Origin of the sequence: Cobetia sp. SIMBA_158, assembly GCF_046566945.1 — a bacterium.
GTDB classification, from domain to species: domain Bacteria; phylum Pseudomonadota; class Gammaproteobacteria; order Pseudomonadales; family Halomonadaceae; genus Cobetia; species Cobetia amphilecti.
Genome location: NZ_JAWJYL010000001.1, coordinates 473,262 through 498,237 on the forward strand (window position 1 = coordinate 473,262; position 24,976 = coordinate 498,237).

Annotated in this window: 32 protein-coding genes; all 32 read left to right on the forward strand. The window is 57.3% G+C overall.

What is annotated here, in order from left to right:
- Positions 1 to 45 precede the first annotated feature (45 nt).
- The 32 genes from R2R70_RS02025 to R2R70_RS02180 all read left to right on the forward strand — a co-directional run bounded on the left by R2R70_RS02025 (position 46) and on the right by R2R70_RS02180 (position 24,235).
- On the forward strand, positions 46 to 363 hold the full coding sequence (locus R2R70_RS02025) for a hypothetical protein (RefSeq protein WP_410977075.1): 318 nt from the start codon (positions 46 to 48) through the stop codon (positions 361 to 363).
- A 9-nt stretch (positions 364 to 372) separates the two neighbouring features.
- The gene (locus tag R2R70_RS02030) at positions 373 to 678 is read left to right on the forward strand and encodes a hypothetical protein (protein ID WP_410977076.1); all 306 of its coding nucleotides are present in this window, start codon (positions 373 to 375) and stop codon (positions 676 to 678) included.
- A gap of 226 nt (positions 679 to 904) precedes the next feature.
- Positions 905 to 1,429 (forward strand): hypothetical protein, encoded by a 525-nt coding sequence (locus R2R70_RS02035; RefSeq protein ID WP_410977077.1) that lies wholly within the window; start codon positions 905 to 907, stop codon positions 1,427 to 1,429.
- Positions 1,430 to 1,546: 117 nt separating this feature from the next.
- Positions 1,547 to 2,629 carry a hypothetical protein gene (locus R2R70_RS02040; RefSeq protein ID WP_410977078.1) on the forward strand — a complete coding sequence of 361 codons (1,083 nt, stop codon included), beginning with the start codon at positions 1,547 to 1,549 and terminating at the stop codon, positions 2,627 to 2,629.
- Between the two features lie 59 nt (positions 2,630 to 2,688).
- A complete protein-coding gene (locus R2R70_RS02045) occupies positions 2,689 to 3,648 on the forward strand; it encodes a 5'-3' exonuclease H3TH domain-containing protein (RefSeq protein ID WP_410977079.1) in 960 nt (319 codons plus the stop codon).
- A complete protein-coding gene (locus R2R70_RS02050; protein ID WP_410977080.1) occupies positions 3,645 to 4,691 on the forward strand; it encodes a hypothetical protein in 1,047 nt (348 codons plus the stop codon). Before R2R70_RS02045 ends, R2R70_RS02050 begins: the two co-directional genes overlap by 4 nt.
- Positions 4,692 to 4,728: 37 nt before the next feature.
- On the forward strand, positions 4,729 to 5,343 hold the full coding sequence (locus tag R2R70_RS02055; RefSeq protein WP_410977081.1) for a hypothetical protein: 615 nt from the start codon (positions 4,729 to 4,731) through the stop codon (positions 5,341 to 5,343).
- On the forward strand, positions 5,300 to 5,707 hold the full coding sequence (locus R2R70_RS02060; RefSeq protein ID WP_410977082.1) for a hypothetical protein: 408 nt from the start codon (positions 5,300 to 5,302) through the stop codon (positions 5,705 to 5,707). The genes R2R70_RS02055 and R2R70_RS02060 overlap by 44 nt, the downstream gene beginning before the upstream one ends.
- Positions 5,708 to 5,737: 30 nt before the next feature.
- Positions 5,738 to 6,127, forward strand: coding sequence for a hypothetical protein (locus R2R70_RS02065; RefSeq protein WP_410977083.1), 390 nt, complete (start codon positions 5,738 to 5,740; stop codon positions 6,125 to 6,127).
- Between the two features lie 23 nt (positions 6,128 to 6,150).
- Positions 6,151 to 7,221 (forward strand): metallophosphoesterase, encoded by a 1,071-nt coding sequence (locus tag R2R70_RS02070; RefSeq protein WP_410977084.1) that lies wholly within the window; start codon positions 6,151 to 6,153, stop codon positions 7,219 to 7,221.
- Positions 7,211 to 9,124, forward strand: coding sequence for an AAA family ATPase (locus tag R2R70_RS02075; RefSeq protein WP_410977085.1), 1,914 nt, complete (start codon positions 7,211 to 7,213; stop codon positions 9,122 to 9,124). Before R2R70_RS02070 ends, R2R70_RS02075 begins: the two co-directional genes overlap by 11 nt.
- A gap of 3 nt (positions 9,125 to 9,127) precedes the next feature.
- Positions 9,128 to 9,355, forward strand: a complete 228-nt coding sequence (locus tag R2R70_RS02080; RefSeq protein WP_410977086.1) for a hypothetical protein — start codon at positions 9,128 to 9,130, stop codon at positions 9,353 to 9,355.
- Positions 9,356 to 9,459: 104 nt separating this feature from the next.
- The gene (locus R2R70_RS02085; RefSeq protein ID WP_410977087.1) at positions 9,460 to 10,200 is read left to right on the forward strand and encodes a hypothetical protein; all 741 of its coding nucleotides are present in this window, start codon (positions 9,460 to 9,462) and stop codon (positions 10,198 to 10,200) included.
- Between the two features lie 10 nt (positions 10,201 to 10,210).
- Complete coding sequence (locus R2R70_RS02090) at positions 10,211 to 10,783, forward strand: hypothetical protein (protein WP_410977088.1); 573 nt, start codon at positions 10,211 to 10,213, stop codon at positions 10,781 to 10,783.
- Positions 10,784 to 10,910: 127 nt separating this feature from the next.
- On the forward strand, positions 10,911 to 13,235 hold the full coding sequence (gene nrdA, locus R2R70_RS02095; RefSeq protein ID WP_410977089.1) for a class 1a ribonucleoside-diphosphate reductase subunit alpha: 2,325 nt from the start codon (positions 10,911 to 10,913) through the stop codon (positions 13,233 to 13,235).
- 19 nt (positions 13,236 to 13,254) lie between these two features.
- Positions 13,255 to 14,415, forward strand: coding sequence for a class Ia ribonucleoside-diphosphate reductase subunit beta (gene nrdB, locus R2R70_RS02100; RefSeq protein ID WP_410977090.1), 1,161 nt, complete (start codon positions 13,255 to 13,257; stop codon positions 14,413 to 14,415).
- Positions 14,416 to 14,546: 131 nt separating this feature from the next.
- Positions 14,547 to 15,386 (forward strand): hypothetical protein, encoded by an 840-nt coding sequence (locus tag R2R70_RS02105; RefSeq protein ID WP_410977091.1) that lies wholly within the window; start codon positions 14,547 to 14,549, stop codon positions 15,384 to 15,386.
- A gap of 171 nt (positions 15,387 to 15,557) precedes the next feature.
- Positions 15,558 to 16,610 (forward strand): thymidylate synthase, encoded by a 1,053-nt coding sequence (gene thyA / locus R2R70_RS02110; protein ID WP_410977092.1) that lies wholly within the window; start codon positions 15,558 to 15,560, stop codon positions 16,608 to 16,610.
- Between the two features lie 8 nt (positions 16,611 to 16,618).
- Complete coding sequence (locus tag R2R70_RS02115; RefSeq protein WP_410977093.1) at positions 16,619 to 17,017, forward strand: hypothetical protein; 399 nt, start codon at positions 16,619 to 16,621, stop codon at positions 17,015 to 17,017.
- A 94-nt stretch (positions 17,018 to 17,111) separates the two neighbouring features.
- A complete protein-coding gene (locus R2R70_RS02120; RefSeq protein ID WP_410977094.1) occupies positions 17,112 to 17,471 on the forward strand; it encodes a hypothetical protein in 360 nt (119 codons plus the stop codon).
- Positions 17,472 to 17,656: 185 nt separating this feature from the next.
- Complete coding sequence (locus tag R2R70_RS02125; RefSeq protein WP_410977095.1) at positions 17,657 to 18,163, forward strand: hypothetical protein; 507 nt, start codon at positions 17,657 to 17,659, stop codon at positions 18,161 to 18,163.
- A gap of 10 nt (positions 18,164 to 18,173) precedes the next feature.
- Entirely contained in the window at positions 18,174 to 18,383 is a 210-nt protein-coding gene (locus R2R70_RS02130; protein WP_410977096.1) for a hypothetical protein, read from the forward strand.
- A 66-nt stretch (positions 18,384 to 18,449) separates the two neighbouring features.
- Positions 18,450 to 18,953 carry a dihydrofolate reductase gene (locus tag R2R70_RS02135; RefSeq protein WP_410977097.1) on the forward strand — a complete coding sequence of 168 codons (504 nt, stop codon included), beginning with the start codon at positions 18,450 to 18,452 and terminating at the stop codon, positions 18,951 to 18,953.
- A gap of 9 nt (positions 18,954 to 18,962) precedes the next feature.
- A complete protein-coding gene (locus R2R70_RS02140; protein ID WP_410977098.1) occupies positions 18,963 to 19,571 on the forward strand; it encodes an AAA family ATPase in 609 nt (202 codons plus the stop codon).
- 10 nt (positions 19,572 to 19,581) lie between these two features.
- Entirely contained in the window at positions 19,582 to 19,899 is a 318-nt protein-coding gene (locus R2R70_RS02145) for a hypothetical protein (protein ID WP_410977099.1), read from the forward strand.
- 57 nt (positions 19,900 to 19,956) lie between these two features.
- The gene (locus tag R2R70_RS02150) at positions 19,957 to 20,388 is read left to right on the forward strand and encodes a hypothetical protein (RefSeq protein WP_410977100.1); all 432 of its coding nucleotides are present in this window, start codon (positions 19,957 to 19,959) and stop codon (positions 20,386 to 20,388) included.
- Entirely contained in the window at positions 20,385 to 20,936 is a 552-nt protein-coding gene (locus R2R70_RS02155; protein ID WP_410977101.1) for an exonuclease domain-containing protein, read from the forward strand. Before R2R70_RS02150 ends, R2R70_RS02155 begins: the two co-directional genes overlap by 4 nt.
- Positions 20,937 to 20,946: 10 nt before the next feature.
- On the forward strand, positions 20,947 to 21,264 hold the full coding sequence (locus tag R2R70_RS02160; protein WP_410977102.1) for a hypothetical protein: 318 nt from the start codon (positions 20,947 to 20,949) through the stop codon (positions 21,262 to 21,264).
- 104 nt (positions 21,265 to 21,368) lie between these two features.
- Positions 21,369 to 22,280 (forward strand): hypothetical protein, encoded by a 912-nt coding sequence (locus R2R70_RS02165; protein WP_410977103.1) that lies wholly within the window; start codon positions 21,369 to 21,371, stop codon positions 22,278 to 22,280.
- A 210-nt stretch (positions 22,281 to 22,490) separates the two neighbouring features.
- On the forward strand, positions 22,491 to 23,090 hold the full coding sequence (locus tag R2R70_RS02170; RefSeq protein ID WP_410977104.1) for a hypothetical protein: 600 nt from the start codon (positions 22,491 to 22,493) through the stop codon (positions 23,088 to 23,090).
- 240 nt (positions 23,091 to 23,330) lie between these two features.
- Entirely contained in the window at positions 23,331 to 23,741 is a 411-nt protein-coding gene (locus R2R70_RS02175) for a hypothetical protein (protein ID WP_410977105.1), read from the forward strand.
- A gap of 221 nt (positions 23,742 to 23,962) precedes the next feature.
- Complete coding sequence (locus tag R2R70_RS02180) at positions 23,963 to 24,235, forward strand: hypothetical protein (protein WP_410977106.1); 273 nt, start codon at positions 23,963 to 23,965, stop codon at positions 24,233 to 24,235.
- Positions 24,236 to 24,976: the final 741 nt, after the last annotated feature.

Sequence of the window (24,976 nt, forward strand, 5' to 3'; positions counted from 1 at the left end):
GGGACGTTTATGGCTGTCACAAGGAATGTGGTGGGGTGGGGCGCGATGACCGCCGCCAGGGTGGTAATGGATGCAGGCGACCGCGTGGGTGTAGGGCTGATCATGCTGTCAGCCATCGGCATCTACGTGAAATCCGAGCCGAATGAACTGACCGGCTGGTTTGGGTTGATGGCCTCGGGGTTGGTCTTGGCCTTCTTTGGGGGCTATGCTAAGCACTGGTGTGAGGCATATCTTGAAGAGCAGCAGCGGGAGCTTGATGCCAAGGGTGACAAGAGTAGCCCCCAAAAAAACTTGTCCGCAGAAGAGCTGCTTGAGATCCGCCAAGCTGCCAGAGATCAACAGGCTGGTGGCACGAACCCATAGGAGGTTCACATGATTGACTTTATTGCCAATGCCAATGGATTCGCACCGCTGATCCTGCTGTCGCCGCTCATTCTGGCGATGATAGGGGCCGGCGCCTACCTGGTCAGGCTGAACCATCGCACAAACTCTGCGGCTCCGAGTCCTGCGCCAGCCGAAGATGACCTGTTCATGCGAGTCATGCCCTTCGAGAACGAACTGGAGAGGGAGCTGGAGAGCGAGCCGTTCCGGTTTGTCATCTTGAGAAGGCCGCTGAAAAGGCGCATCTACACGTCCAAGGCAAGAACGCACGACCCCGAAGGTCACACGGCTCGATAGTCGCCGATGTCATGAAGAACCCCGCCACTGAGCGGGGTTTTTTGTGTCTCGTGCCCCACGAAGCGCGGATGTATTCTGTATTTGCTGGATGTGATGAGCGATGTCTACGACCGACAGGGACTCACAAAAAATAGTAAGTAACAGGTGACTTCCCGATTTGCCATGTATAAGATTGCGCAGTCGGAGCAAGACAGCATCCGCCGCGCTCTTTAACAAGGAGAACCCCATGAGTGAGGTCAAGAATCTCATCGACCCTCGCCAGCTCAAAAGCGATGTGGCTTTTGACTCGAACAACCTCGACGGCATGTGGGCAACACAAGCCGGCCTGTATGTTCGATATGGCGTGATTGCTGCCCGCGCAGAACACCAGGCTGTCGCATTCAAGAACCGTCTCGGCGTCATCGAGGCGGGCCTGGGAAAAGAAGCCCGCGACTCCCTGGCTGCCAGCGGACAGAAAGTCACTGAGGGCACGGTGAAAGAGTTCGTTTCCAGCCATCCGAAGATGGTTGAGGCGAACAGCAACTACAACAGCGCCTTGCTGATCCTGAATCTCGCGAAGACTGCCCTTGAGGCACTTCGTCACCGTCGGGACATGATCGTGCAAGCCTCCAAGCATCACCTTGAACAAGCCGTCATGCGTGACAGCTACAAGGGTGGGGCAGCCGGAACAGCCGCAGCTCGCGGTGAGAGCCGGCAGGCAATGATGCAGGCGCTGGCTGAACAGAAGCGCGACGAAGCGGTAGCTGAATAACATTTTTTTTGTGATTCACTACCAGTAAGCGCTGACTTATTATAGTGTCTCCGCTGAGCGGAAAACGTGAACACAAAAGACGAACACCACTGATAACACTGAACTGAGGAAATACCTATGTCTTCACTGGCCGATATGCGTTCCAAACTGAACAAGCGCAAGGTTGAGCAGCAGAAGAAGAAGGCGCAATACATCCGTCCGACCCGCATGCAGGCGGGCAAGAACCGCATCCGCCTCCTGCCGTCCTGGCAGCTGGGCGCTGATGGAAAGCCGGATGTCAGCGGCGATTTCTATCAGGACTTTGGCATGCACTTCGTCAAAGACAAGGAATCCAAGCTGGCTGCGGTCTACATCTGCACCGAGCGCACCTATGATCGCGAGTGCCCTGTCTGCGAGGCGATCCGCGAAGGTATCGGCAAGGCCAAGCAGTCCGGCAACGTCGGTATGGAAAAGCTGCTGGGTCAGGCTCGTGCCGGGCACCGTGTCCTCGTCAATGCGCTTCTGCGTGACGGCGAGACTCCGAACCAGCCTGTCATCCTTGAGCTTCCGGCTTCCGTGTTCGACACGATGGTTGAGCAGATCGGGGCGTTCCTCGACGACGACCTCAACATGCTCGATCCGGCTACTGGTCAGGACTTCATCGTCAACAAGACCGGCACCGGCCTCGACACCGAATACTCCGTCTCTGTTGCTCCGAAGGCCACTGCTGTCACCTATGACCAGTCTGCCGTCACCGATCTTCGTGCCTACGTCGATCAGGAGTCCGAGCAGGGTCTGCTCAAGGCGACTGGTGCCGTCACTGCTGTCACCGGCCTCGCTGCTCCGGCCTCTGTTGCTCGCATCGCAAGCTCTGCTGGTGCTGCGACTGGCACCACTGGTTCCGCGGTTGGTTCCGCTGGCCTCGTGACTCCGCCTGCTGCCGCTGCTGCTGCGACTGCTGCTGCTGCGACTGCCTCCGGCGCTTCTCTCCTGTCCTCTGCCTCTGAGGTTGCGGATGAGGCTGAAGCCGAACTTGACGCGCTCGATGGCGAGCTTGTTGATGACGATGCGCCTTTCGAGACTGACGCTGAGGTCGAGGCTGAGACTCCGGCCCCGACCACTGCGAATCCTGCTGCTGCCGAAGAGATTGACCTGGCCAGCGAGATCGAGGGTGACGCCGATGACCTCGACGACATCCTGAACGACCTCGACGACCTCTAAGAGTCGATCAACTAAGGGGACTCTTCGGAGTCCCCTTTCTTATCTCTGGAGGTTGTGAAATGAGAAACGTGATCTTTGATAGTCATGCGGTGGGCTATGCAGCTCAAAGTGGAATGAAGCTGACCGTAGGCGACCGCGAAGTCCAGTCCATCTTCGGCTCCATCAAGACTGTCCGCCGCTATGTCAACGAGCTGAAGGCTCGTCCGGTGATGCTGTGGGATGGGAAAGCGAAGTGGCGCTACGAACTCTTCCCCGACTACAAGGCCAAGCGCGGAAAGGAACCTGACCCGCAGGTTCAGCACATGCGCGAGTGCTTCCGTGACTGCCGAGAAGACATCAAGCGTGGACTCGGGATGCTGGGGGTGCCCTCGCTGTTTGCTGCTGACTTTGAGGCTGACGATCTTGCCGGCCATCTGGTTCGCAACAACGCAAAGCGTCAACACCAGACCTACATGGTCACTGGCGATCACGACTGGAAGCAGCTGATCAACGACTACACCACTTGGGTCAATCACAAGGATGGCCGGATGGTGCATGGCATCACTTTCGCTGAAGACACCGGCTACCTGACACCCGAAGCCTTCGTTCAGGGCAAGGCGCTTGTTGGCGACAACTCTGACGAGATCCCAGGCGTTGGCCGGATCGGTGAGAAGAGTGCGCCGGAAATCCTGGCTCAATACGGAAGCGTGTCTGCCTTCGTTCGCCGCATCCGTGATGACGTGGAGAACGGGCGCAAGGTGCCGAAAGCCCATCGTGACTTTGCAATGGGTGAGCCTTCTCCGAAAGAGCCTCACATGACCCGAATCGAGGTCTTCAAGCGCAACGTCAAGCTGATGAACCTGCTGACCGGCCCGAAGCCCACCGATGTTCAGGTGCTCTATCGCAATGCCATGAACCTCGATGCCTTCCATGCCTTCTGCGAAGAGTTTGCCTTCCGGTCGATCCTCGAAGACTTCGACAACTTCACCGCTCCCTTCATTGACTACTCCGCCGCTACCCAACTGAGGAAATCCGCATGAGCGATCTGGCACGCGAAATCATGGGCGCTATTGGCTCCAACGATGAGGTCAGCACTGTCAAGCTGTGGCTCGACACTGGCTTCCCTCCCCTCAATCGCATCATCAGCGGTCGCTACGATGGCGGCATGCCGGTGGGTCGTGTTGTTGAACTCTCGGGGGCTGAGTCCTCGGGCAAGACCGCTATTGCCAACGAGGTCATGAAGGCAGCACAGCGCGCTGGAGGTATTGCTGCATTCTGGGATCACGAGCGCAGCTTTGACACTGACATGGCAGAGAAGGGCGGTCTTGATCTGACGCCTGGCCGGTTCGTGTTCAAGCGCGGCCAGACCTACGAGCAGACGGTTGTGGAAACGATCAAGCTGCTGCGTGTGGTGCGCGAGAAGAAGCTGATCAAGAAAGAGGCACCGATCGTGCTGGTCTGGGACTCACTGGCCTCTATGGTGCCTCAGCAGATCGCTGAGAAGAGTGCCGATGCGTTCAACATGAACGACAACACCGCGCTGGCCCGAGCCACCTCCGCCTCCTTCAAGATGATTGCCCAGGCGTGTGATGACTATGGCGCCACGCTGATCATCCTGAACCAGACGCGCACGAAGATTGGCGTGATGTTTGGTGATCCTACGACGACCCCCGGCGGCGACGCGGTGAAGTTCTACTGCTCGGTGCGCATTCGTCTGGGTCGCACGATGCTCAAGAAGTCAGCCAGCGACAGCACGAAGATCGGCCAGCGTATCGGTGCCGAGTGCATCAAGAACAAGGTGTCCGCGCCGTTCCGCAAGTGCAAGTGGGACTTCATGTTCAATGACGACGGCTCCGGCAGCTTCGAAGTGGAAGGCTCCCTGGTCGAATACATGTGCGAGCATGAGCTGATCAAGCCCAACGGCAAGAAGTCCGCCTACTGCTTCTGGGAAGGCAACAAGATCACCAAGACGAAGCTGGCGCGGATGATCCGTGATGACGCGGCAATCCGTAAGCAGGTGATGGACATCCTCGAAGGTTCTGATGTGGATGACCAGAAGGACGACGAGGGGGACGACGCGTAAAAATACTGGATGCCTAATCAGGCAGGAAAGTATAGTCATGGTCGGAATCACTGAAAGGAATCTGGCCATGACTGTCAACCTCAAGCGCTCTCGCTGGGTAAAGCGCACCGAATCTGGACGCTTCACCATTGAAACTGCCGCAGAAAAGAAGCGCGAGGTGTTGCTTTGCGATACCTGCGGCATCAACAGCAAGTGTCCCGTCAAGCAGGTCATGGATAAGGCAGACAGCTTCGTCACCTTGTCGGTTCGTCACTGCGAGAAATACATCCCCTGCATCGGCTTCATGCCACCCATTGTCGGTTTGACCCGGCAGTTCAATACGCTTCGTGTTGGCAAGGGCTGGTATGAGCGTCTGAAGGCAGGGGATACCGTCGCCCTGGTGAACACCAAGACTTCCGAGATCGAGTGTTATGCCGAAGTGGTTCGGCTGGATCACGGACAGTATCGACCCATGCTTGAGAAGCACGCACCGCACAATCACACCGCATGTGAGCGAGGGCCGGATATGTCCTCCATCGAGCATGTCGGCAATGTCATGCAGCGTGCTCACGGTCACTTCCTTAGCGAGAACTCCACGCTGACCGCGATCTATCTGCGGAGAATGGAAAATGGCTTACGAGTTAGGACCAAAGAAGAAGCTGGAGCCCATTAAGAAGGGCAAACGTCTCTACGGTGCCATCGTGACGCTCGACTCTGGCAAGCGCGTCTACATGGCCTACAGGAAACGCAGCGAGATATACCGAGCAGGAGAAGCCCGACTGGGCGAAGCTATCAAGAAGGGCATCGCCGCCTGGGCGATGGATGACGAGACACTGAACATTATGCGCGCCCACTCCATCAAGGTTGTGGGCGTTTTTGTTCGTGACACGGGTGATCGCTACGTCACCCACATCGACAACTACTACGACAAGACCAAGATCAAGGTGCTGAATTACTCGGCACGCGGGGGTTCTCTGCAACGCTTTCTGCCGCTCCAACATTTTACGTTCCGCCGGAATACGTCGCGTAAACTGTAAGCATAAAGCAAACGAAAACAGGAACTTACCATGATCTCGAAGCTCGCTACCCTCACCGGAATTGTCGCACTCTCCGCTGCTACCTACCTCTCCGCCAATGGACTGCATCTCACCGTCACTGACGAGCGGGTCAAGCAGTGCTGGCACATGGCGGATCGCACGTCAGGATTCGGCAGCACGATCAGTTTCGGCAAGGTAGACCAGCACTCCAACCGCTCCGGTGGTGATCGTATCGACATCACCTTCACTGAGACGGACGCCAACGGTCACACCCGCAACCGGAGCATCTTCTGCTCCTACCAGTTTGTCTCCATGCCCAACCTGATGACCGGCCTGGCTGTGAATGGCACCGGCCTTAGCCCCGACGAGCTTCGTCTGGTGCGCGATCACAGTTTCAAGCTGGCCCAGATCAGTAAGTAACCATTGACTTAGAGGTCACACACATGAGCTTTGGCGTTATTTCCGACACGCACTATCACGCCTTTTCCGCCTTCGCGCATCAGGAAGGGCACATCAACAGCCGCCTGCAAATCCTGATCGACGCAACTCGCCAGGCAGCCAAGAGCATGAAGGCGTCGGGCTGCACCGCGATGTTCCACTGCGGCGACATCTTCCATGTTCGGGGTCGGGTCACACCGTCCGTCCTCAATCCGGTGACTGAGCTGTATCGCGAGATCATCGAGGACATTGGCCTTGAGGTGTATCTGCTGGCCGGCAATCACGATCTGGAGTTCGAGGATTCCAACAAGATCGGCAACAGCGGCGAAGCACTGTCCAGCACGGGCGTTCACGTTGTCTCCGAGGGCAGTTACTACAACGAAGAGCACGGCGTCCTGATGGTGCCCTGGCACGCGAAGCAGAAGGAGTTGATCGCCACGATCACCGAGCTGCTGACTCACATGCCCGCTGACAAGATCGCCAAGACCACGCTGATGATCCATGCGCCGGTCAACGAGATCATCCCTGGTCTGCCGGATCACGGCATTGACCCTGACGTTCTCCAAGGCTTCGGCTTCCGCTTCGTGTTCATCGGCCACTACCACAACCACAAGCAGGTTCGCCCGAACGTCTACTCCGTTGGTGCCCTGACGCATCAGACATGGGGTGACGTGAACAGCGTTGCCGGATTCGTGACGGTCACGGATGACGACAGGGTGGGGCAGTGCCCGACCGACGCGCCTCTGTTCCTTGACCTCGAAGAGATCGAGGAAGAGGACATCGACCGCATCTCAGGCAACTACGTCCGTATCCGCATCGAGATCGAGGAAGAGCGGGAAGTGACCGAGTTCCGCGACATGTTGGTCAACGAGATGTGTGCGGCGGCTGCGCTTGTGCTGCCGGTTCGCAAGGACAAGACCGTCACCCGAGCGACCGCTTCGAAGACCAGCCTGGATCGCCTGGAAGACAGCATCACCCACTTCATCAAGGGCAGCGCGACCATCGACACCGCGATGAAGGATGAGGTGAACAACGAAGTGCTCAAGACCCTCGCGGAGATCGACCATGCAATTTAAGAACCTGAACATCGAGAACTTCCTGAGCATCGGCAGTGCCCGCATCGACATCAGCAACCGCGGATTGATGCTGATTCAGGGTCGCAATCTTGAGAATGGCGGGGCGTCATCCAACGGCTCCGGCAAGTCCACGCTGGTCGATAGTCTGTTCTGGTGCCTCTACGGCCGCACAGCACGCGGCGTGACCACTGACGATGTGATCAATGACACGATTGGCAAGGACTGTCGTGTGAGCCTCACAGTCGAGGATGGAGCCGATGCCTATGTGATTGCCCGGCACCGCAAGCACCACGTCAACAAGAACCGCCTGACGCTCAAGCACAACGGCACCGATATCACCTACGGCACCGACAAGCAGACACAGGAGGCGGTGAATCGCATTGTCGGTTCATCCGAGTCCGTGTTCGCCAACTCCGTCTATGCCGGTCAGGAAGCGATGCCCGATCTGCCCAGCAAGACAGACAAGGACTTGAAGGCGTTGGTTGAGGAAGCGGCCGGCATTGATCGTCTCAGTGAGGCGTATCAGGCGCAGCTCAAGAAGGCCAACCTGGTCAAGCGCGAGGTGGAGGCGCATCAGGGCAAGGTCGATACCGCCGACACGGTGCTTGAGCACCAGCGCATTCAGCTCAAGTCGTATCACACGGCAGACGAGCAGTGGGCAGAGAGCAAGGGTGAGAAGATCAAGGCGATCAAGCTGGAAGCGGCGGAGATCAAGAAGCGCTATGCCGCCATGAAGCCTTCTCAGCTGAAGGCTGATCTGGAAGCCGCCAAAGCCCAGCTCAATGACACCCTTGCCCGCATCGCAGCGACAGACGGTGAGCGGGAAGAGCAACGCAAGCTGGCCGTCGAGAAGTCCAAGGCAGAGTCTGCGGTTGCGGTTGCACATTCCGAGGCTAAGCGCCTGGGTGAAGAGGCCAAGAAGGCGAAGACGCTGTTCGATACCGCAGATAGCAGTGTGGGCACCCCCTGCAAGTCATGCGGAAAGCCTTACGAGCAAGCGGATGTGGCGGGGGCGAAAGCGCAGCGCAAGAAGGAGTTGGCAGCAGCAGTCTCCGCGTTCAAGGAAGCGAAGCAGAAACTGCAAGACGCTCGGGATCGAGCTGTGAGCGCGTCTGACGCGTTGGGAGAGTTCGAGCGTGCGATGACTGACGTTAATGCAGAACGCAGCTCAGAGAGCAAAACTCGCAGTCTCATCGGTGATCTGGAGGGCAAAGCGGGGCAAGCAGCAGCGCTCAAGGCCGATTACGACGCCAAAGTGAAGCAGTTCACCACGCTGCGCGATGAAGAAAGCCCCTACGCCAAGATGATCGAGAGCCAGAAGGAAGAGATCGCGAAGGCTGAGGCGTCCCTGGCTGACCTCAACGATGCCCTGGCCAAGATCAAGCATCGTCACGGCGTCTGTGTGAAGGCAGCGGAAGTGCTGTCGGCCGGCGGTGTCCGTGCCCACATTCTTGATCATGTCACGCCGATCCTGAATGACAGAACATCACACTATCTCGGACAGCTATCGGAGGGCGAGATCGACGCATCATGGCAGACGATCAGCCTGACGAAAGCCGGTGAGCTTCGTGAGAAGTTCGCCATCAAGGTCACGAACACGAAGGGCGCGAAGTCATTCGGGGGACTGTCCGGTGGTGAGAAGCGGAAGGTGCGAATTGCGACTGCAATGGCCCTTCAGGATTTGGTAGCCTCAAGAAGTGCTAAGTCCTTGCCGCTATTCATCTTTGATGAGATTGACCACGCACTCGATGCAGATGGACTTGAGCGCCTGATGTCGATCATGAAGGAGAAGGCCACGAAGTCCGGCACTGTCCTCGTGATCAGCCACAACGACCTCAACCACTACATCAGCGATTCCATTACCGTTATCAAAGAAGACGGCTTCAGCCGTGTAGAGGAATGACCCATGAAAACCAAGAAGCTCACTGAACCGCAGAAGAAAGTCCTCACGTCGATGATCGACTTCGACCAGAGCTACCACGACATAGCCCGCGCCGGAGGCAACTCAGCAACAGTCACCTCCCTGGTGCTGAAGGGCTTGGCGATGGAAACGAGCAAGAGCGTCACCAGCCGCAAGTGGTCGATCACTGACAAGGGCCGCCAGGCACTGAAGGACGGCCGATACACCGTGTAACTCCCCGCTAGACCCCCTCTCCAACGCAGCGCGTCTTTCCTCCCTCCCTGACGCGCTGCATACTAAGTCAGTCATTACTACAAAGAATAGCCGAAGGTTCACTTATGAACTCATCCTCACGCGAATGGTTCTTCACGCCCCTGCCCGAGCAATACAGCAAGCGGGACAACTTTGACTGGACGAGGGTGGTTCGCCTGCTGGGCCGGAAGATTCACCCTGCCTTCAGTAAGCTGATCATCGACCGCCTCGACAAGAACATGATCATGATGGCACCCGGCATCCACGACGAGTGCTATTACGCCGACCCTGCCTCTGATGACTTGAGCGTCAAGTCAATGATGGTCGAAACATACTGCCCAGACGACATGATGCAGGTGACTCGCATCATTCCGAATCTGGAAGGTGATGCCGTCAGCCTGGCGTTTGAAATCAGACTCAAGAGCGGAAAGCTGGTCTATCTGGATGAGTATGCGCTGGGCAAGACATTCGACAGCGATTCCAGCGACAACCCCAAAACCGCCCCGTTGCTCGGGGACATCGTTATCCGTATGCAGCGTGACTACTGGAACGAAGACGGAGGCAGCACCTACTTCGGCAGCGACATTCACGTCTCTCCATATTGGAAGAATCGAGCCAAGATGCTGACGCGCATGAACTTGTCGGAGGCGAAGCATCTGGCCATGCACATAGCAAAAGAGAACGGCCTGCCGATGCTAGTGGGTGGCCAGCTGTTTGAGCATGAGCCTGGCGACAAGGACACCGACATGGACGTTCCCGAGCTGGAGATGAGCGAGGAGGCGGAGGCGAAAAAACGAAACCCCCACTATGGGGCACTGTCATTCTGAGGTATCACACATGAAAGAAATCAAGGTCGTCGGGTTTGACCCGTCACTGAACAACTGGGGGATCGCGATTGGCACCCTCAACCTGAGCACCATGAACCTGAAGATCGAGCATCTGGGGCTCACCTCCCCGACATTCGAGGCCGGCAAGAACACACGCAAGAACTCCACCGATGTCGAGCGTGCCGCCCAGCTCTACAAGGCAGCTATTCCGGCCTGTGAGGGCGCGTCAGCAGTGTTCGTCGAAGTCCCCGTTGGCAGTAAGTCTGCGCGTGCGATGGCCTCCTACGGCATCTGTATAGGCGTCCTGGGTAGCATTCGCGGCACGGGCGTTCCGTTCTTCGAGGTCACACCCAACGAGGTGAAGATCGAGACGACAGGAAAGAAGACAGCCACCAAGCAGGAAATGATCAGCTGGGCCATGACACGCCACCCAGAGGCTCCCTGGCCGATGCAGAAGAAGAACGGTGAGATGATCGTGATTGCCGGGCAAGCCGAGCACATGGCCGATGCAGTCGGTGCCATCTATGCCGGACTCCAGAGTGCCGATTTTCAGCGCATGATGGCCTTCCTCAAAGCTGCATGATGTAGCGACCCCTCCCTCACACCCCCACATCTTGTGCTTGGCAGAGCTGAAATGGCTCTGTCAAGCCTAGTAAGTCAGAGCTTACTTACATATCATTGGCCCCTGAACTCCACCACAGGATTTGCCAATGAATCTCATCAAGCGCGACGGTTCCAAGCAACCGTTCGACCTCGAAAAACTCGAACGCATCCTCTTCTACGCCGTCGGTGACTTGAAGGGCGTCAGCGTCAAGCTGATGACCAAGATTATCGAAACCAACGTCTACGACGGCATGCCGACTTCCGAGCTTCACAAAATCGCCACCCAGGCAGCCTCCGAGCTGATCGGCGTGGAAGAAGGTCAGCATCCGAACTACTCACTCGTTGCCGGGCGCCTTGAGATTGCGCGTGCCCGCAAAGAAGCCTATGGCACCTACACCTATCCGAATCTCGCCCAGCACACTCGGCATCTGATCGAGGAGGGCATCTACGACAAGGAGCTGCTGGAGCCGTTCACCGATGCCCAGCTGGAAGAGCTGAACGACCACATCCGTCCCGAGCGTGATGATCTGTTCCACTTCGCTGGCTCCATGCAGATGACCACGAAGTATCTGATCAAGAACCGTGTCACTGACCGCATCTACGACGCCCCGCAGCATGCCGCCATGCTCATCGGTATGGCTGTCCTGCCGACCCACTACTCCGGTGATGAGCTGATCCGCGAGGTGAAGGACTTCTACGATGTCGTCACCACCTTCGAGGGCTCTTTGCCGACTCCGATCTGGGGCGGTGTCCGCACTCCGCTTCGCCAGTTCTCTTCCTGTGTCGTAGTAGAGGCGGGCGACTCACTGGCCGAGATCAATGCGGCATGTGACGTGGCGAGCCTCTACGGGGCAGCACGCGCGGGTCTGGGCGGCAATCTGGGCATGATCCGCGCTGAAGGCTCTGCTGTCCGTGGCGGCCTGGCCTATCACACTGGCGTCGTGCCGTTTGGCAAGAAGTTCGAAGCGTCGGTGAAGGCATGTTCCCAGGGCGGAATCCGTGGGGCATCCGCGAACATGATGTGGCCTCTGTGGCACCTGGAATACGAAAACCTGGTGGTGCTGAAGAACAACAAGGGGCTGGAGCTGAACCGTGTGCGCCGTATGGATCACACCATCCAGCTCAACGGCTATCTGTGGGCACGCCTGCAGGAAGGCGAGGACATTACGCTGTTCTCCCCGCATGAAGTGCCGGGCATGTATACCTCGTTCTTCGCTGACACCGCCAAGTGGATCGAGCTTTACGAGGCAGCCGAGAAAGACCCGACCATTCGCAAGAAGACGCTGAGTGCAGTCGATGTCTTCACCGCGCTGTTCATCGAGCGTGGTGAAACGTCTCGCGTCTACATCATGAATGTTGACCACTGCAACACGCACAGCTCGTTCATCACCGAGATTGCGCCGATTCGGATGACCAACCTTTGTGTTGAGATCACCCTGCCGACCAAGCCGATGCAGACCGTCGATGACCCCAACGGTGAAGTCTCTCTTTGCACCCTGGCGGGCATCAACATGGGTCGTGTCGGGCCGGCTCAGCTGCGTCGTGTGGCGCACGTTCTGGTCAAGTTCCTCGACGCGCTGCTCGACTATCAGGACTACATGGTGCCGGCTGCTCGTAACGCGACCATGAAGTATCGCCCGCTGGGCATTGGCGTGACCAACCTGGCGAACTACCTCGCCAAGAACGGTGTGAAATACAGCGACGGCTCCGCGAACAACCTCGTTCACGAATACATGGAGGCGTTCCAGTTCTACCTCATCGAAGCCTCGATGGAGCTGGCCAAGAAGTTCGGTGCGGCACCGGGCTTCCACTGCACCAAGTATTCGCGCGGCCAGATGCCGATCCACCACTACAAGAAGGCGGTGGATGAGCTGCATTCGGCTGAGTTGAAGCTGGACTGGGAATGGCTCGCTTCTCAGGTTGTCGAGCACGGCATGCGTAACGGCACCCTGTCCGCCCAGATGCCGTGTGAGTCCTCAAGTCAGGTGTCCAACAGCACCAACGGTATCGAGCCGCCCCGTGAGCTGGTGTCCGTGAAGGGCAATGCTGACTTCACCATCACGCAGATCGTGCCGGATTACTTCGAGCTGAAGGATGCCTACGAGACGCTGTGGGAGATGCCAAACAACCGCGGCTACCTGGCGCTTTGCGGGATCATGCAGAAGTTCTTCGACCAGTCGCTGAGCACCAACACGAACTACAACCCGAGCCTCTATGAAGACGGCATGGTGCCGATGCAGGAGATGGTGGCCGACGCGCTGTTCTTCTATCGCATCGGTGGCAAGACGCTCTACTACAGCAACTTCCGCGATGGTCAGGGTGACGAGGAAAAGGCGGAGGCGCTGCTGGCAGCGACCAGCATGAGCCAGGCGAAAGAAGAAGAACCTATCGACTCCAACATGGGCTGCGACAGCGGCGCTTGCTCCCTTTAACCAAATGGATAAGTAACCAATGACTTACAGCACTTTCAACACCAAGCAAGTCGATACCACCCAAGAGCCGATGTTCCTCGGGGAAGGGCTGAACGTTGCCCGCTATGACCGCGTGAAGCACCGCTTCCTCGATAAAGCCGCCGAGAACCAGCTGGCCCAGTTCTGGATGCCGACTGAGGTTGACCTGAGCCGCGACAAGATCGAGTTCTGGAACGTGCTCAACGACGGTCAGCGCTACATCTTCCTGGCGAACCTGAAATACCAGTCGCTGCTCGACTCTGTGCAGGCTCGGGCACCGATGCTGGCCTTTGGCCCGATTGCGTCTCTGCCGGAGCTGGAGTCATGGCTGACGCTGTATCCGGCGTTCGAGAACATCCATGACCGTTCCTACACCCACATCATCCGCAACGTCTTCCCTGACCCTGAAGCCGTCTTCGATTCAATCGTTCTGGATGAGCACATCATCAACCGCGCTCAGTCCGTCACCAAAGCCTATGACGAGCTGATCGAGCTGGGCATGATCTACTCCGTCTATGGCTACGGCTATCACATGGTGCCGTCCCAGGGCGGTCACGCGATGGTCACTCCGCGTGTCATGCGTCGCGCTGTCATCAAGGCACTGGCTGCTGTGAACGCGCTTGAGGGCGTCCGGTTCTATGTGTCGTTCCTGTGCTCGTTTGCCTTTGTCGAGAAGCTGAACGTGATGGCCGGCAACGCCAAGATCATCCGCTTCATCGCCCGTGATGAGGCGCTGCATCGCAAGGCCATCGGGGACATGCTCAAGACCTTCGCCACTGGTCGCGAGGGGGAAGAGTGGAAGGCTGACTTCGAGGCCATGATCCCTGAGATGGAAACCATCTACCGCGAAACCTACGAGCAGGAGTTGGCCTGGTGCCAGCATCTTCTCAGCGAGGATCGTCGTGTGCCGGGCCTCGATGTGGATACTGTCGATGGCTTCCTGAAGAGCTGCGTGAATCAGACGATGGCCGGCAGTGGCCTGAAGCCGATGTTTGAGAAGCTGGAGCCGCACCGCGTCCAGTGGGTCAACAAGTATCTCTACTCCGGCAATGTGCAGGTGGCTCCGCAGGAGGCCGAGCTGAGTTCTTACCTGCTGGGTCGCATCAATCCGTATCTGGACTTGGGCGCGTTGAGAGAGATCGACCTCGACATCCAAGTATAAGTAACGGCATACTTACGCCGTTCTCGGGGCGTGGCTTCGGCTGCGCCCCTTTTGTTTGCGCTGGACGCCAATCTCATTGCGTCATAATGAGTAAGTCAGCGAATACTTACACCACACTGAGAGAGTCACACATGACCGAACAAGTCGCAGTCACCACCACCGTTACCCCCGTCACCACGCAAGAGCTGGTCACTGCCTTCGAGGCGGCCGGCGCGATGGTTCACGAGTTCCATGAGGTCTTCGAGCATCCGATTGGTGCCGAGCTGACTGAATCGCTGGGCGAAGTTCGAGTTATCGAGCGCATGACCTACATCAACGAAGAGCTGCTGGAGGGCTTGAAGGCCGCCCTGGCTCGGGACGCTGTTGAGGTGGTCGATGCAATGGGTGATGCCGTCTACCTGCTGATCGGCAACCTGGTGGAGTGCGGTGCCGTGAAGGAAGACCTGTCAGGTTTGGCTCAGGAGGTCTTCGGGCACCTCAGTGAAGATGAGATGGGCAACTTGGTGGAAGGCGTCCGACTCGATATCGAGGCAGCCGGCTCACTCCATCGCTTCGTCCGCACCAACTTCGTCCGCATGCAGCACTTGGTGCTGGAAGAGATCGAGTCGGTGATGTCTTTCGAGGAACAGGAGGACGTGGCGAAGCTGGCTGTGGCCCCGATGTCTGCTTCCCTGGCACTCACCATCATGACTTTGATGAAGACCTCCATGTCGGCTGACCCGCTGGAAGTCATGACCGCCATCCACCAGTCCAACATGAGCAAGCTGCTCCCGAGTGAGCTGCCGGATGAAGAAGCCTGCCGCGAGTTCATGGCAGCCAACATGAACAGCAAGATGAGCGCCGACGAGCTTTCGTTCAATCGCTCGGCATCAGGCGGCTGGATCGCGAAGTGCAAGGCGACCGGCAAGATCATCAAGAACCCGCTCTACCAGGCGGTAGACCTGGCCCCGCTGGTTCACATCACCCTCTAACACCCAACAGGCACTTGATGGAGCGCCGTCGTGCGCTCCGTCAACATAGTCATCAGTGACTTACTAAGGACATGAAATGATCACCACACTCAAGGGAACCGCTTTCCTGCTCCTGATGCTGATGGCGACTGCCGACTACACACCTCTCATCAATACCTTCTGGAATGCATCATGAACGAAACAGACGCTACCTACCTTGACGCTGCCGCCGACATCACTGTCTCGGGTCATCACAAGGAAGATCGGACTGGCACCGGCACCATGAGCCTCTTCGGTCAGCAAATGCGCTATTCACTGGTAGGCGGGGAACTTCCTCTCCTGACCACCAAGGAACTCAAGCTGCGCTCCATCATCCATGAGCTGATCTGGTTCCTGCGGGGTGAGGGCAACATCGCCTACCTGCAGGAAAATAAGGTCGGAATCTGGGATGCATGGGCAGATGAGAACGGCGACCTGGGGCCGGTATACGGCGTGCAATGGCGTCACTGGAATGACACCCGAGTGGTTGATGCTTGCGAGTGGCCCATCTACGAGGCTCGCGGCTTCGAGAAGATCATGCAGGAGAACGGCAAGGTGACGGTCAATCGCGAGATCGACCAGATTGCCGAGTTGATCCAGCAGCTGAAGACCAGCCCCGACAGCCGACGCCTGATCGTCTCTGCCTGGAATCCTGCGGTTGTGGAAGAGCAAGCCCTGCCGCCGTGCCACTCGTTCGTGCAGTTCTACACCTTCGAGCTGAACAGTGCCTGGCGCCTAAGCATTGCCAGCAAGCGCATCGAGAACAAGGTCATCTCGGGCCAGCCCCTCAGCGTCAACGAGACGATCCTGCGGGAGACACTGCTGGCCGGTCGCAAGGTCACAGAAGAGGTGCTGGGGCGTGTGATGAGTGCTCGCCGCGGACTCAGCTGCCAGCTGTATCAGCGCTCCGGTGATTTCTTCCTCGGGGTGCCGTTCAACATCGCCAGCTACTCGCTGCTGACCCACATGATCGCGAAGTGTGTGGGCATGGAGCCTATCGAGTTCGTCCACACCATCGGGGATGCGCACATCTACTCGAACCACATGGATCAGGTGGATGAGCAGAGCGATCGTGCTGGCTATGACTCGACAGCCTTCGTCGAGCTGGTAGGCGATGTCACCGATCCGAGCGAGTTTTCTTTCGAGGACATCATCGTTCACGGCTATCAGCACGAAAGCGCCATCAAGGCTCCCATCGCTGTATAGGAGGTCACATGAAGGATTCACAGTGGGGTGCGCTGGGCTTCCTGACGACTGAGCGCAAGCCACCTGCTCCAGAAAGCACGGTGGATTCTGACGCTGACGAGGGCATTCGGAAGTTCAACCCGCTGATCAAGCTGTCCGCCGTCGAGAGGGAGAACGTCGAGCATGTGAACTCCCAGTTCGGAAAGGCAGGCAACATCTTCGACACGGGGATTCCGCTCAGGGTGTGGCCTGGCCGGCACCGAAAGGCGGTTCACTTGAAGCGAATGACCAGCTCGCACATCCAGAACACCATCCAGAAGATCAGGCGGGGAGAGATCCCCAATCTGCCTTCCGGCTCCCGATCAGCACGAAGGTGGGTGGAGCTGCTATCTGAAGAGTTGATGAAGCGCGGCGCCACAAGACGATAGCCGCCTTCTCACGGGCCTCAGCACGCGCTGGGGCCCTTTTGTTTGCCTGCATTCAGCATCGGACAATGAGCTACACACTCAAAGGAGAGACGGCATGAGACACATGGGCTGGCTTGGCGCGGAAGGAGTCGCCGGGGATTCACCTCTTCACTACATCGGCCTCGACGGCAAGTCACTGTGTGGTGGCCTGGTGGTAGGGGATGAGGTGCGGGTAACGGATGAGCCTGGCCGAGATCACCGCTGTGAGGGCTGTGAGAGCCGCCTGAGCGCTTACCTGACCGCAAACCGCTATCAAGTCGCAGAAGAGCAGGAAGACGGCTCCCTGCGCCCTCTGGAGGCATTCGCGAACCCCAAGGACGCTGAGATTCGTCTGTGCCACCTCTGCTACGGCGAGGCAGATGCAGACGTTTACCTGATCGACGTGTTCGAGGCGATGGAGGGATTGCTTGCATAAACAGTAAGCGGCTACTTATACTTGCGCCGAAGCGACCAGTTTCAGCCGCGAGCAGGATTTGTGCCACTCGCGGCTTTTTCATAAGAAAAACAGTAAGTAATGAGTTACTGATCGCCTGTGCAGCACATTAGATAATAGCTACATCAACAGCGAAGACACACGACACACACTGAAGGAGAAGGAACATGGCTGACGTATTCGATATTCACGCCGGTGCAGTGAAGGCAAATCCAAAAACAGTCGCGACCCTCATGCGGTTGCAGAGCGAGAACGACATCCTGACCAACAAGGTGATCGACGAGGGCATGCTGCGGGCCAAGCTGGAGCAGCAGGTGGAAGAGCTGGAGAAGAAGGCCGAGCGCCTGGAGGCAATGGAAGAGGCGCTGCGCGAGCACTTTGGCCCGATGGTCCTCGCAGCCCACGTCGGGGTCGGGATGATGTATGCCAGCTTGTCCGAGTGTCGTGACAAGGCAGAAGAGGGCGAGGTGCCGATGATGCCCGTCCTGCCAGGCATGTGTGAGGCGTTCGAGAGACTGTCCGAGCAGATTGGCAATCACGTCGCGGTCATTGACGACGGTGATCGCGAGATCAAGGCGCTGAGCCTGCGACCGATTGATTCCGAGGAAGCCATCGGACATGCAGCGGTGGGATCGCTGGTCGAAGCCATCATCAACAAGCTGACTGGGAAATAAGGAGACGGACATGGACATCAATACACTCGGCATTCGCCTCTATTCCTCAGACTTCGGCTATCACGCCAACAGAGGCCGGCCGACACAGAAAGCCTCTCGCCCCTCAAGTGATGGCGTGTCCATCGTAGCCAAGAAGCACGTTGATCGGCTGAACAAGGTGCTGCTGAGCGCTCGCGAGGCTTTGATAGACGACATGATGGCCGAGCGTGGACTCGGCTGACGCTACGCAAATGACAGGTGCCCCGTGCGCGGGGCATAATAAGTAACAGGTGACTGAGTAACCGCTATGAAGATCACAATGATTGCCCTGGTCGGGAAGAACTGGGAGTTGGGTGCCAGCAATGAGCTTCTGTGGAAGATCCCAGAGGACATGCGCCACTTCCGTGAAACGACCGAAGGCCACTCAGTGCTCATGGGTCGCAAGACCTACCAGTCCATCGGACACGCCCTCCCGAATCGCACGAACTACGTGCTGACCCGCACAGACAGTGACTCCATCTTTGCCGGCACCGATGTTCGCTTGATCGAATCTCCGGTGCTCGCGCTGCACGAAGCGCAGATCAGCGGGGAAGACAGCTTCTTCGTGATCGGCGGGGGTGAGGTCTACCAGCAGTTCCTCAACCTGGCGCTGCCTCACGAAATCCTGTTGACCAGGGTGCCGCATGAAGCAGAGAGCGCCGACACCTTCTTCCCGAACCTTGATCGCAATGGCCTTTACGTCGAAACCAGCGTCGAGAAGCTGACTGACGAGGCTGACATTCACACCTACACCCGCATCGACCTTCTGTAAGGAGAGGACATGAATCGAATCGGCATCACCGGCGCCCACAAGTCGGGCAAGACCACCCTGGCGAAAGCCGTTGCGAAGAAGTGGAACATCGCCTTCGTCGAGACAAGCCTGTCGGACGTGCTGCGCGCCTACGGTGTGACGCCCAATGAAGAGCTTCCCTTTGCCAAGCGCCTTGAGGTGCAGCAGGGCATGATCGGCCATCTGATCAACATCCTGTCGGATGCCGGGGACAACTTCATTGCAGATCGCACCTTCATGGACATTGCCGCCATGACGCTCTCCTTCATGCCTCACAACGTGTCTTCCATCGAGTCGGAGACGGTGCGCCTGATCATCGACCAGTGCTACCGCGCCCAAGAGGCGTTCTTTGACAAGGCCATCATCGTCACCAACTCCTTCGATCCACCTATGGAAGAGGCGGCTGCTGAGAAGGGCATCTTCTGCTGGTCATGGAACTTCCAGATCAGCGCCATCGTGAAGGGCTTGGCCCTCAATCCCATGAATCGTTGCAACACCAGCTTCCTGCCCGAGACAGCCAGCTCACTGCCCCGCCGTATGGAACACATGGAGCGGATGATCGGTGAGATGTATCAGGAAACCGCCGGACAACTCCACTGAGGTGACACACATGAAACGCATTCTGGATGCAGTGCTGAACAGGGGAACTGAAGTGGTGATCGACGGCAAGCATTACTCGGGTCGCAACGTGGTGATCGAAGGCAACGGGAAGGTGTTCGTGGATGGCCAGGTGGTTGACTCCCTGGCTGACCGACTGACCGTCAATGTCCACATCACCGGATCGGTTGAGGCTGTCGAGACGATGGCCGGCGACATCACGGTAGAGGGTGATGTGAAGCGGGCGAAAACCATGTCAGGCGACGTGTTCGTGAAGGGCACTGTCGGCAAGGCTTCCACCATGTCTGGAGATATCAATTCACGGCCCTGATGAGCCCCATCGTGGCAAGTAGGAAAATGCTCTCGTTGACAAGGAATGGAGAGCCACATGATTCACGAAATACCCACTCCCGAAGAAGAGCTTGATCGCAAGTCGATGGATGAGCTGGGGCGCATTCTCCATCTGTTCGAGTCAGGCCGGATCACTCACCGCGAAATGAATCTGATGCTGGACACCCTCTGGGCCTGCATCTCCGGCCTGACGAGTGAGGACTGGCGTGTGCTGATCGAGGAAGCCAGGCAAGTCGAGGATGACCAGAAGGATTGGCGATACGTCGCCTTCCAGCCGGAATCCAGACAGTTTGTGGTGGCCTGGCGAGAGGAGGAAGAGTTTGAAGTGGTTATCCGAGACGATAGCTGGAGGATAATCAAACAGATAAACAAGGTGTTCGGGGAAGAAGAGATGGCCAGTGTAGAAAATCTCAGAGCCTGGAACGCCGTGATTGACGCCCTCACCAAAAAAGGATTCTGCCAACTATGATCGCGACTGGACTGGATATTGAAACCACCGGCCTTTCAGCTGAAAAGGGCCATCGGATCATCGAGATAGCCTGCACACTGCACGACTACAACACCGGCAAAGCGCTGGGTAAGTGGGTGCAGCGGATCAACCCGAAGCGCTCGATTGATGCGAAGGCCCAGGCGGTGCATGGCATCGCGCTGGAGGAGCTGAAGGATGAGCCGGTGTGGGAAGAGGTTGCCCCGAAGCTAATCAAGTTGCTACAGCGCACTGACCTTCTGGTAGCGCACAACGGAGACGGCTTCGACCTGCCGTTCCTGCTGCATGAGGCCGACAGGATCGGGCTTGAGCTGCCGGATGTCGCGACCTTCGACACGATGTTGGAAGGACGCTGGGCTACGCCTGACGGCAAGAACCCGAAGCTGAAGGAGCTGGCTGAGGCGTTGGGCTATGTCTACGACGAGAAGAAGGCTCACTCGGCCCTCTACGACACCCACCTCATGATGACCTGTTTCTTCAAGGCGCGTCGTGAATACCCACAGCTTTTTCGGACTTCACTTGATAAGTAAGAGGTGACTTATGAAACGCGCCACACTCGCATTCACATCGCTACCCAGTGAAATTGGGCCTTGCTACAAGGTGTCGTTCCGGTGCCTGGCAAAGCTCGTGTCCTACCTGCCGCTGACCATCTGCCGGACTCTGATTGCCTCATTCTCGCTGGCCTTCGAGATGACTGCCGACAGTGACAAGCGTATTGATCGAGTGCTGGCCGTTATCGTCATGCCAATCATGGGCCTTTCATCGCTTCTCGCGCTTTTCGCGGAGGCTGTCTACTACGGATTCAAGGGCCGATTGGTGTCTGTTTACTATCGGGACTCTGACGGCAACGTGCAGTAAAAAACATAGAAATAGATGCTAACTGCCGCTATCAAGTCTCTAAAATTGAAAGTGTGGAAAGGAGATGTCCACACAAACTAATCAGAAACCAAGAGGAATCACACATGGCTAACGCAGCTCAGCAGATCGACCAGCTCGACGACCTCGATGCACTGTTCGCAGACACCGAAGATGGCTCCATCGACAGCTTGGACTTTGAGGTTGAAGAGGTCGCGGTAGAAGACGAGTCCGACGCCGCTCTGAAGGCCGCTCAGGAAGAGATGGCAGCGGAAGAGGAAGCAGAGGCAGCGGAAGACCTCGAAGCGCAGGAGGAGGAGGTTGCTGCAGAAGAGGTAGAGGCCGCTGACGAACTGGATGACCTCGACGACATCGACCTCGATGCAGCGCCGGAGACTGCTGAGGATGAAGAAGCCAACCTTGATGATCTGGAAGCCGACCTGAAGGCAGAAGAGCGCCAGGCCAAGCTCGAAGCCGCCACTCTCACGGAAGAGGAAGCCGCCAAGCTCAAGAGCGAAAGCACGACGATGGGCAAGGAGGCTGCCAAGCAGAAGGCCAAGCGCGAGAGCAAGCCCCATGAACCCAAGGATGCCATCAACGTCTCCGAGGCGGTGTCCTCGAAGGTGGGTGCATCCACCGATGATTGGAAGATGTATCCCGCCTGGACTGAGGTGGAAGCCGAAGCCTATCGCGATGACGTGCTGGCCAAGTGCGATCTCCTGCCCAAGAAGACACGCGAGAAGGCACTGAACCTCATCGACTGGCACGTCCGTGGAAGCTCGCTGAGCGTCTATAGCCGGATCGCACTGGATCAGCTCATCACTGCCGGGGAAATCTCCTCAGCGAGCCTCCGTCACCGCTATCTGTCCAATCCCGGCAAGAGCTACACGACCGGAACCTCCAACGCACAGACCGGCCAGCTGATGAAGATCATGACCACCTTCGGTCTGATCGACGACGAGGGCAAGGTCAACGAAGGTCACGCGATGATCGAGAAGTTCAAAGCCACTGGAATGTGATAACGAAAGGAGTTGGGGTGGAGACACCCCGCCTCCTGAATGAGTCTTCCGACGAGGGTTCATTCACGAGGCGTGAGGGCTTCGGTCGTGCTTGGGGGAGTGATACTGCTCCCCGTTTTTTCAAGCAACGCCACTCGAATACAGCGTGAGAGGCTGTGTGTGTGAGGGGACTCTGCGGAGTCCCCATTTTTCGGTCTGAGGAGGAATCTCATGAACGGCTTGAGCTACTACAGCCAGAATGCCATCGACAATCTCACGGTGCCGGCGCGCTTCAAACCCGAGGAGGAGGATCGAGGGGTATTGCGGAGCGCTACCGGCATGTGGGGTGTCATCGACATGAACTGGACGGGCCAGCTGGCAGCACAGATCGGCAACCGTCGATGCCTGGAGGTGTTTGCCGGGCGAGGGTGGCTGTCACAGGCGCTTGCGTCTCACGGTGTGGATATTCAGGCCACCAGTCGTTTCTCGGGCCATGACGGCAGCCAGGCCGGATTGGTGCATGATGTGATCGACATGAGCGCCATGAGTGCCGTCCAGATGTTCGACTTCGAGGTGCTGATAATGAGCTGGCCGCCGGCCAATGGGGATGCGCTCAAGGCAGTATTGGAAGCTCGGCGCCTAGACCGCAGCTTTGACATTGTGTTTATTGGCGAACCTTACTCTGACCTGCCGTATGCACTGTCGGGCACTGCCGATGATGCGTTCTTCGAGGCTTGTGAGGTGGTCAGCGAGCTGAAGGCGTATCGAGACACGCGCGGAAGCCAGGGGGTGGATGTCTGCCAGTGGATGCATCTCAAGGAAGATCAGTAGCTGGAGAGCTTGCCAACTTCGACTGATCGCTCCAGAAGCGCGCAGGAGAGACGGGATCGCTGAGTCCTTGTCATGACATAGCTGGAAAATTGAAGCGCTCACAGACGAAAACTGGAGCGCTTTTTTGGTGACAACCTTCAGTAAATCAGGAGGTTGCGGCACATCACTCACTCGGCATTTGACGAATCATTCCCGACCAAGTATAAGTCACCGCTTACTTCACAGAAGAGAGTCACCGTCATGAATGTCGCCATCGAGTTCGATCAGCTGTTCGTCCGCCGTCCCCGTGCCATCCGCGTGTTCCCGTTCACTGAGGACATGGCCGACAGCAAGCTGCTGAATGAGGACGGAACTGCGGCTATCTGCTACATCCACACCCGAGAGGGCAAGCGGATCATCGACGAGAGCATGATGATGGCGATCAAGAGCGACAGCTACCGCCATCCGATGGACCCGCAGGTGCTTTCCCACGAATACGTGAGCCTGGCGGCTTACGATTCAGCCTTCGCATGTGAACTGAAAGACCAAATTGCTTCACATCTGATCAAGGCGCTGGAGTCTGACGACCTGGCCGGCAACGTCCAGGCTATCGCCGACATGCTCAAGCAGAGTGCCACATCCGCCTCATTGAGCGCCGAGCACAGTGAATGAGTCCGTGGATCGCCACGCTTTTGTTTACTACCCCTTAGCGTGACGCGTATAATGAATCTCATCAAAGCGATGTTTTCTCTTTGATAATTCCGTTTTGCGACCTCTTTTGGGGTCGCTTTTTTTTGCTTGGAAGAAAAGTCGCCTCCGGTGTTGTCAGTAAGCTGTGACTTACTATAAGATGCGGGCACAACCTGTCCTGTCCCAACCTCATGGAGTCCACCATGTCCGAGCAAGCCCAAGTCCAGGCACCAGTCTTCCGCATCACCATGACCGCAGCCGTTCAGGCCAACAACCCGATTGAAGCCGCTCACCTGTTTGCCCGCAATGCCGGCCAGGAAGGCTTCGACAAGTTCAGCGTGACCGATCCGAATGGAGTCAGCCATGTCGTCGATCTGGGTCTGCTGTTCAAGATGGGCCTGCTGAAGGTCGAAGAGGAAGCTGTCGCCCAAGAGCAAGAAGCCGTCGGTGAAGCGGACATCGCCGAAGCAGAGTAAGACCGCAAGAGAGGCTGTCCGTCCCTACCGCCTCCGAGTGCAGCCTATTGGCCCCTCCTGTCCAGAGGGGCTTTTTTGTGCCTGCAGGATAGTAGATGAGACTGGTTCTCATTTAAAAAGTTGACATTTCGAGGCTGCCAGAGGGCTTAGTATAAGAACCAAGTTGACGTTTCAAAATGGCCATTTCCGAGGCACGTCAACATAGCTCCAGCCCAGACGGCACGGGGGTTTGTCATTTTGAGCAAAACCCTCAAAACGGCCAAAACGCACGTCAACGTAACGTCAAGTTTTTTGGGTCTAAATCCAATCCTTACACCAGGCGAAACGCCCTCGAATCTGACCCTCCCGAATCTCGCTCCCGAGAGACAGAAATCCGGTGATCGAGAGACGCATCCCATTCAATCCGTCATTTCCTCCTACAAGCTCCTCTGAGACGTTTTCTGCTCAAGCTATGCGATGACATGGATTTGACGAGAACGTCGCACACGCGAGCTTACAGACGCTCTCCCGACGATCCTGAGACGCACATCCTCGATCAAGCTCCGATACACGATAGGAATCCGGTCTGGAAGCACTCAGAACAGCCCCAGAGACACGATCCGACGATGTGAGTGGGTCAGGACAGACACGGATAGCCCCAGAAGCTCTCAGGAGCGTCCCTGAGCGTCGATAGCAGCTTGGGGAAGGAAACGCGCACGGAAACGCTTAGAAGCGCTCAGGGGAGCTTACAGACGGATTCCG

Coding starts and splice junctions, on each gene's coding strand:
- R2R70_RS02070 (WP_410977084.1), top strand. CDS start 6,151: ATGAGCTTTGGCGTTATTTCCGACACGCACTATCACGCCTTTTCCGCC.
- R2R70_RS02030 (WP_410977076.1), top strand. CDS start 373: ATGATTGACTTTATTGCCAATGCCAATGGATTCGCACCGCTGATCCTG.
- R2R70_RS02175 (WP_410977105.1), top strand. CDS start 23,331: ATGAATGTCGCCATCGAGTTCGATCAGCTGTTCGTCCGCCGTCCCCGT.
- R2R70_RS02140 (WP_410977098.1), top strand. CDS start 18,963: ATGAATCGAATCGGCATCACCGGCGCCCACAAGTCGGGCAAGACCACC.
- R2R70_RS02145 (WP_410977099.1), top strand. CDS start 19,582: ATGAAACGCATTCTGGATGCAGTGCTGAACAGGGGAACTGAAGTGGTG.
- R2R70_RS02150 (WP_410977100.1), top strand. CDS start 19,957: ATGATTCACGAAATACCCACTCCCGAAGAAGAGCTTGATCGCAAGTCG.
- R2R70_RS02165 (WP_410977103.1), top strand. CDS start 21,369: ATGGCTAACGCAGCTCAGCAGATCGACCAGCTCGACGACCTCGATGCA.
- R2R70_RS02035 (WP_410977077.1), top strand. CDS start 905: ATGAGTGAGGTCAAGAATCTCATCGACCCTCGCCAGCTCAAAAGCGAT.
- thyA (WP_410977092.1), top strand. CDS start 15,558: ATGAACGAAACAGACGCTACCTACCTTGACGCTGCCGCCGACATCACT.
- R2R70_RS02130 (WP_410977096.1), top strand. CDS start 18,174: ATGGACATCAATACACTCGGCATTCGCCTCTATTCCTCAGACTTCGGC.
- R2R70_RS02025 (WP_410977075.1), top strand. CDS start 46: ATGACCGCCGCCAGGGTGGTAATGGATGCAGGCGACCGCGTGGGTGTA.
- R2R70_RS02180 (WP_410977106.1), top strand. CDS start 23,963: ATGTCCGAGCAAGCCCAAGTCCAGGCACCAGTCTTCCGCATCACCATG.
- R2R70_RS02080 (WP_410977086.1), top strand. CDS start 9,128: ATGAAAACCAAGAAGCTCACTGAACCGCAGAAGAAAGTCCTCACGTCG.
- R2R70_RS02075 (WP_410977085.1), top strand. CDS start 7,211: ATGCAATTTAAGAACCTGAACATCGAGAACTTCCTGAGCATCGGCAGT.
- nrdB (WP_410977090.1), top strand. CDS start 13,255: ATGACTTACAGCACTTTCAACACCAAGCAAGTCGATACCACCCAAGAG.
- R2R70_RS02160 (WP_410977102.1), top strand. CDS start 20,947: ATGAAACGCGCCACACTCGCATTCACATCGCTACCCAGTGAAATTGGG.
- R2R70_RS02115 (WP_410977093.1), top strand. CDS start 16,619: ATGAAGGATTCACAGTGGGGTGCGCTGGGCTTCCTGACGACTGAGCGC.
- R2R70_RS02065 (WP_410977083.1), top strand. CDS start 5,738: ATGATCTCGAAGCTCGCTACCCTCACCGGAATTGTCGCACTCTCCGCT.
- R2R70_RS02120 (WP_410977094.1), top strand. CDS start 17,112: ATGAGACACATGGGCTGGCTTGGCGCGGAAGGAGTCGCCGGGGATTCA.
- nrdA (WP_410977089.1), top strand. CDS start 10,911: ATGAATCTCATCAAGCGCGACGGTTCCAAGCAACCGTTCGACCTCGAA.
- R2R70_RS02105 (WP_410977091.1), top strand. CDS start 14,547: ATGACCGAACAAGTCGCAGTCACCACCACCGTTACCCCCGTCACCACG.
- R2R70_RS02045 (WP_410977079.1), top strand. CDS start 2,689: ATGAGAAACGTGATCTTTGATAGTCATGCGGTGGGCTATGCAGCTCAA.
- R2R70_RS02135 (WP_410977097.1), top strand. CDS start 18,450: ATGAAGATCACAATGATTGCCCTGGTCGGGAAGAACTGGGAGTTGGGT.
- R2R70_RS02055 (WP_410977081.1), top strand. CDS start 4,729: ATGGTCGGAATCACTGAAAGGAATCTGGCCATGACTGTCAACCTCAAG.
- R2R70_RS02060 (WP_410977082.1), top strand. CDS start 5,300: ATGGCTTACGAGTTAGGACCAAAGAAGAAGCTGGAGCCCATTAAGAAG.
- R2R70_RS02170 (WP_410977104.1), top strand. CDS start 22,491: ATGAACGGCTTGAGCTACTACAGCCAGAATGCCATCGACAATCTCACG.
- R2R70_RS02155 (WP_410977101.1), top strand. CDS start 20,385: ATGATCGCGACTGGACTGGATATTGAAACCACCGGCCTTTCAGCTGAA.
- R2R70_RS02125 (WP_410977095.1), top strand. CDS start 17,657: ATGGCTGACGTATTCGATATTCACGCCGGTGCAGTGAAGGCAAATCCA.
- R2R70_RS02050 (WP_410977080.1), top strand. CDS start 3,645: ATGAGCGATCTGGCACGCGAAATCATGGGCGCTATTGGCTCCAACGAT.
- R2R70_RS02040 (WP_410977078.1), top strand. CDS start 1,547: ATGTCTTCACTGGCCGATATGCGTTCCAAACTGAACAAGCGCAAGGTT.
- R2R70_RS02085 (WP_410977087.1), top strand. CDS start 9,460: ATGAACTCATCCTCACGCGAATGGTTCTTCACGCCCCTGCCCGAGCAA.
- R2R70_RS02090 (WP_410977088.1), top strand. CDS start 10,211: ATGAAAGAAATCAAGGTCGTCGGGTTTGACCCGTCACTGAACAACTGG.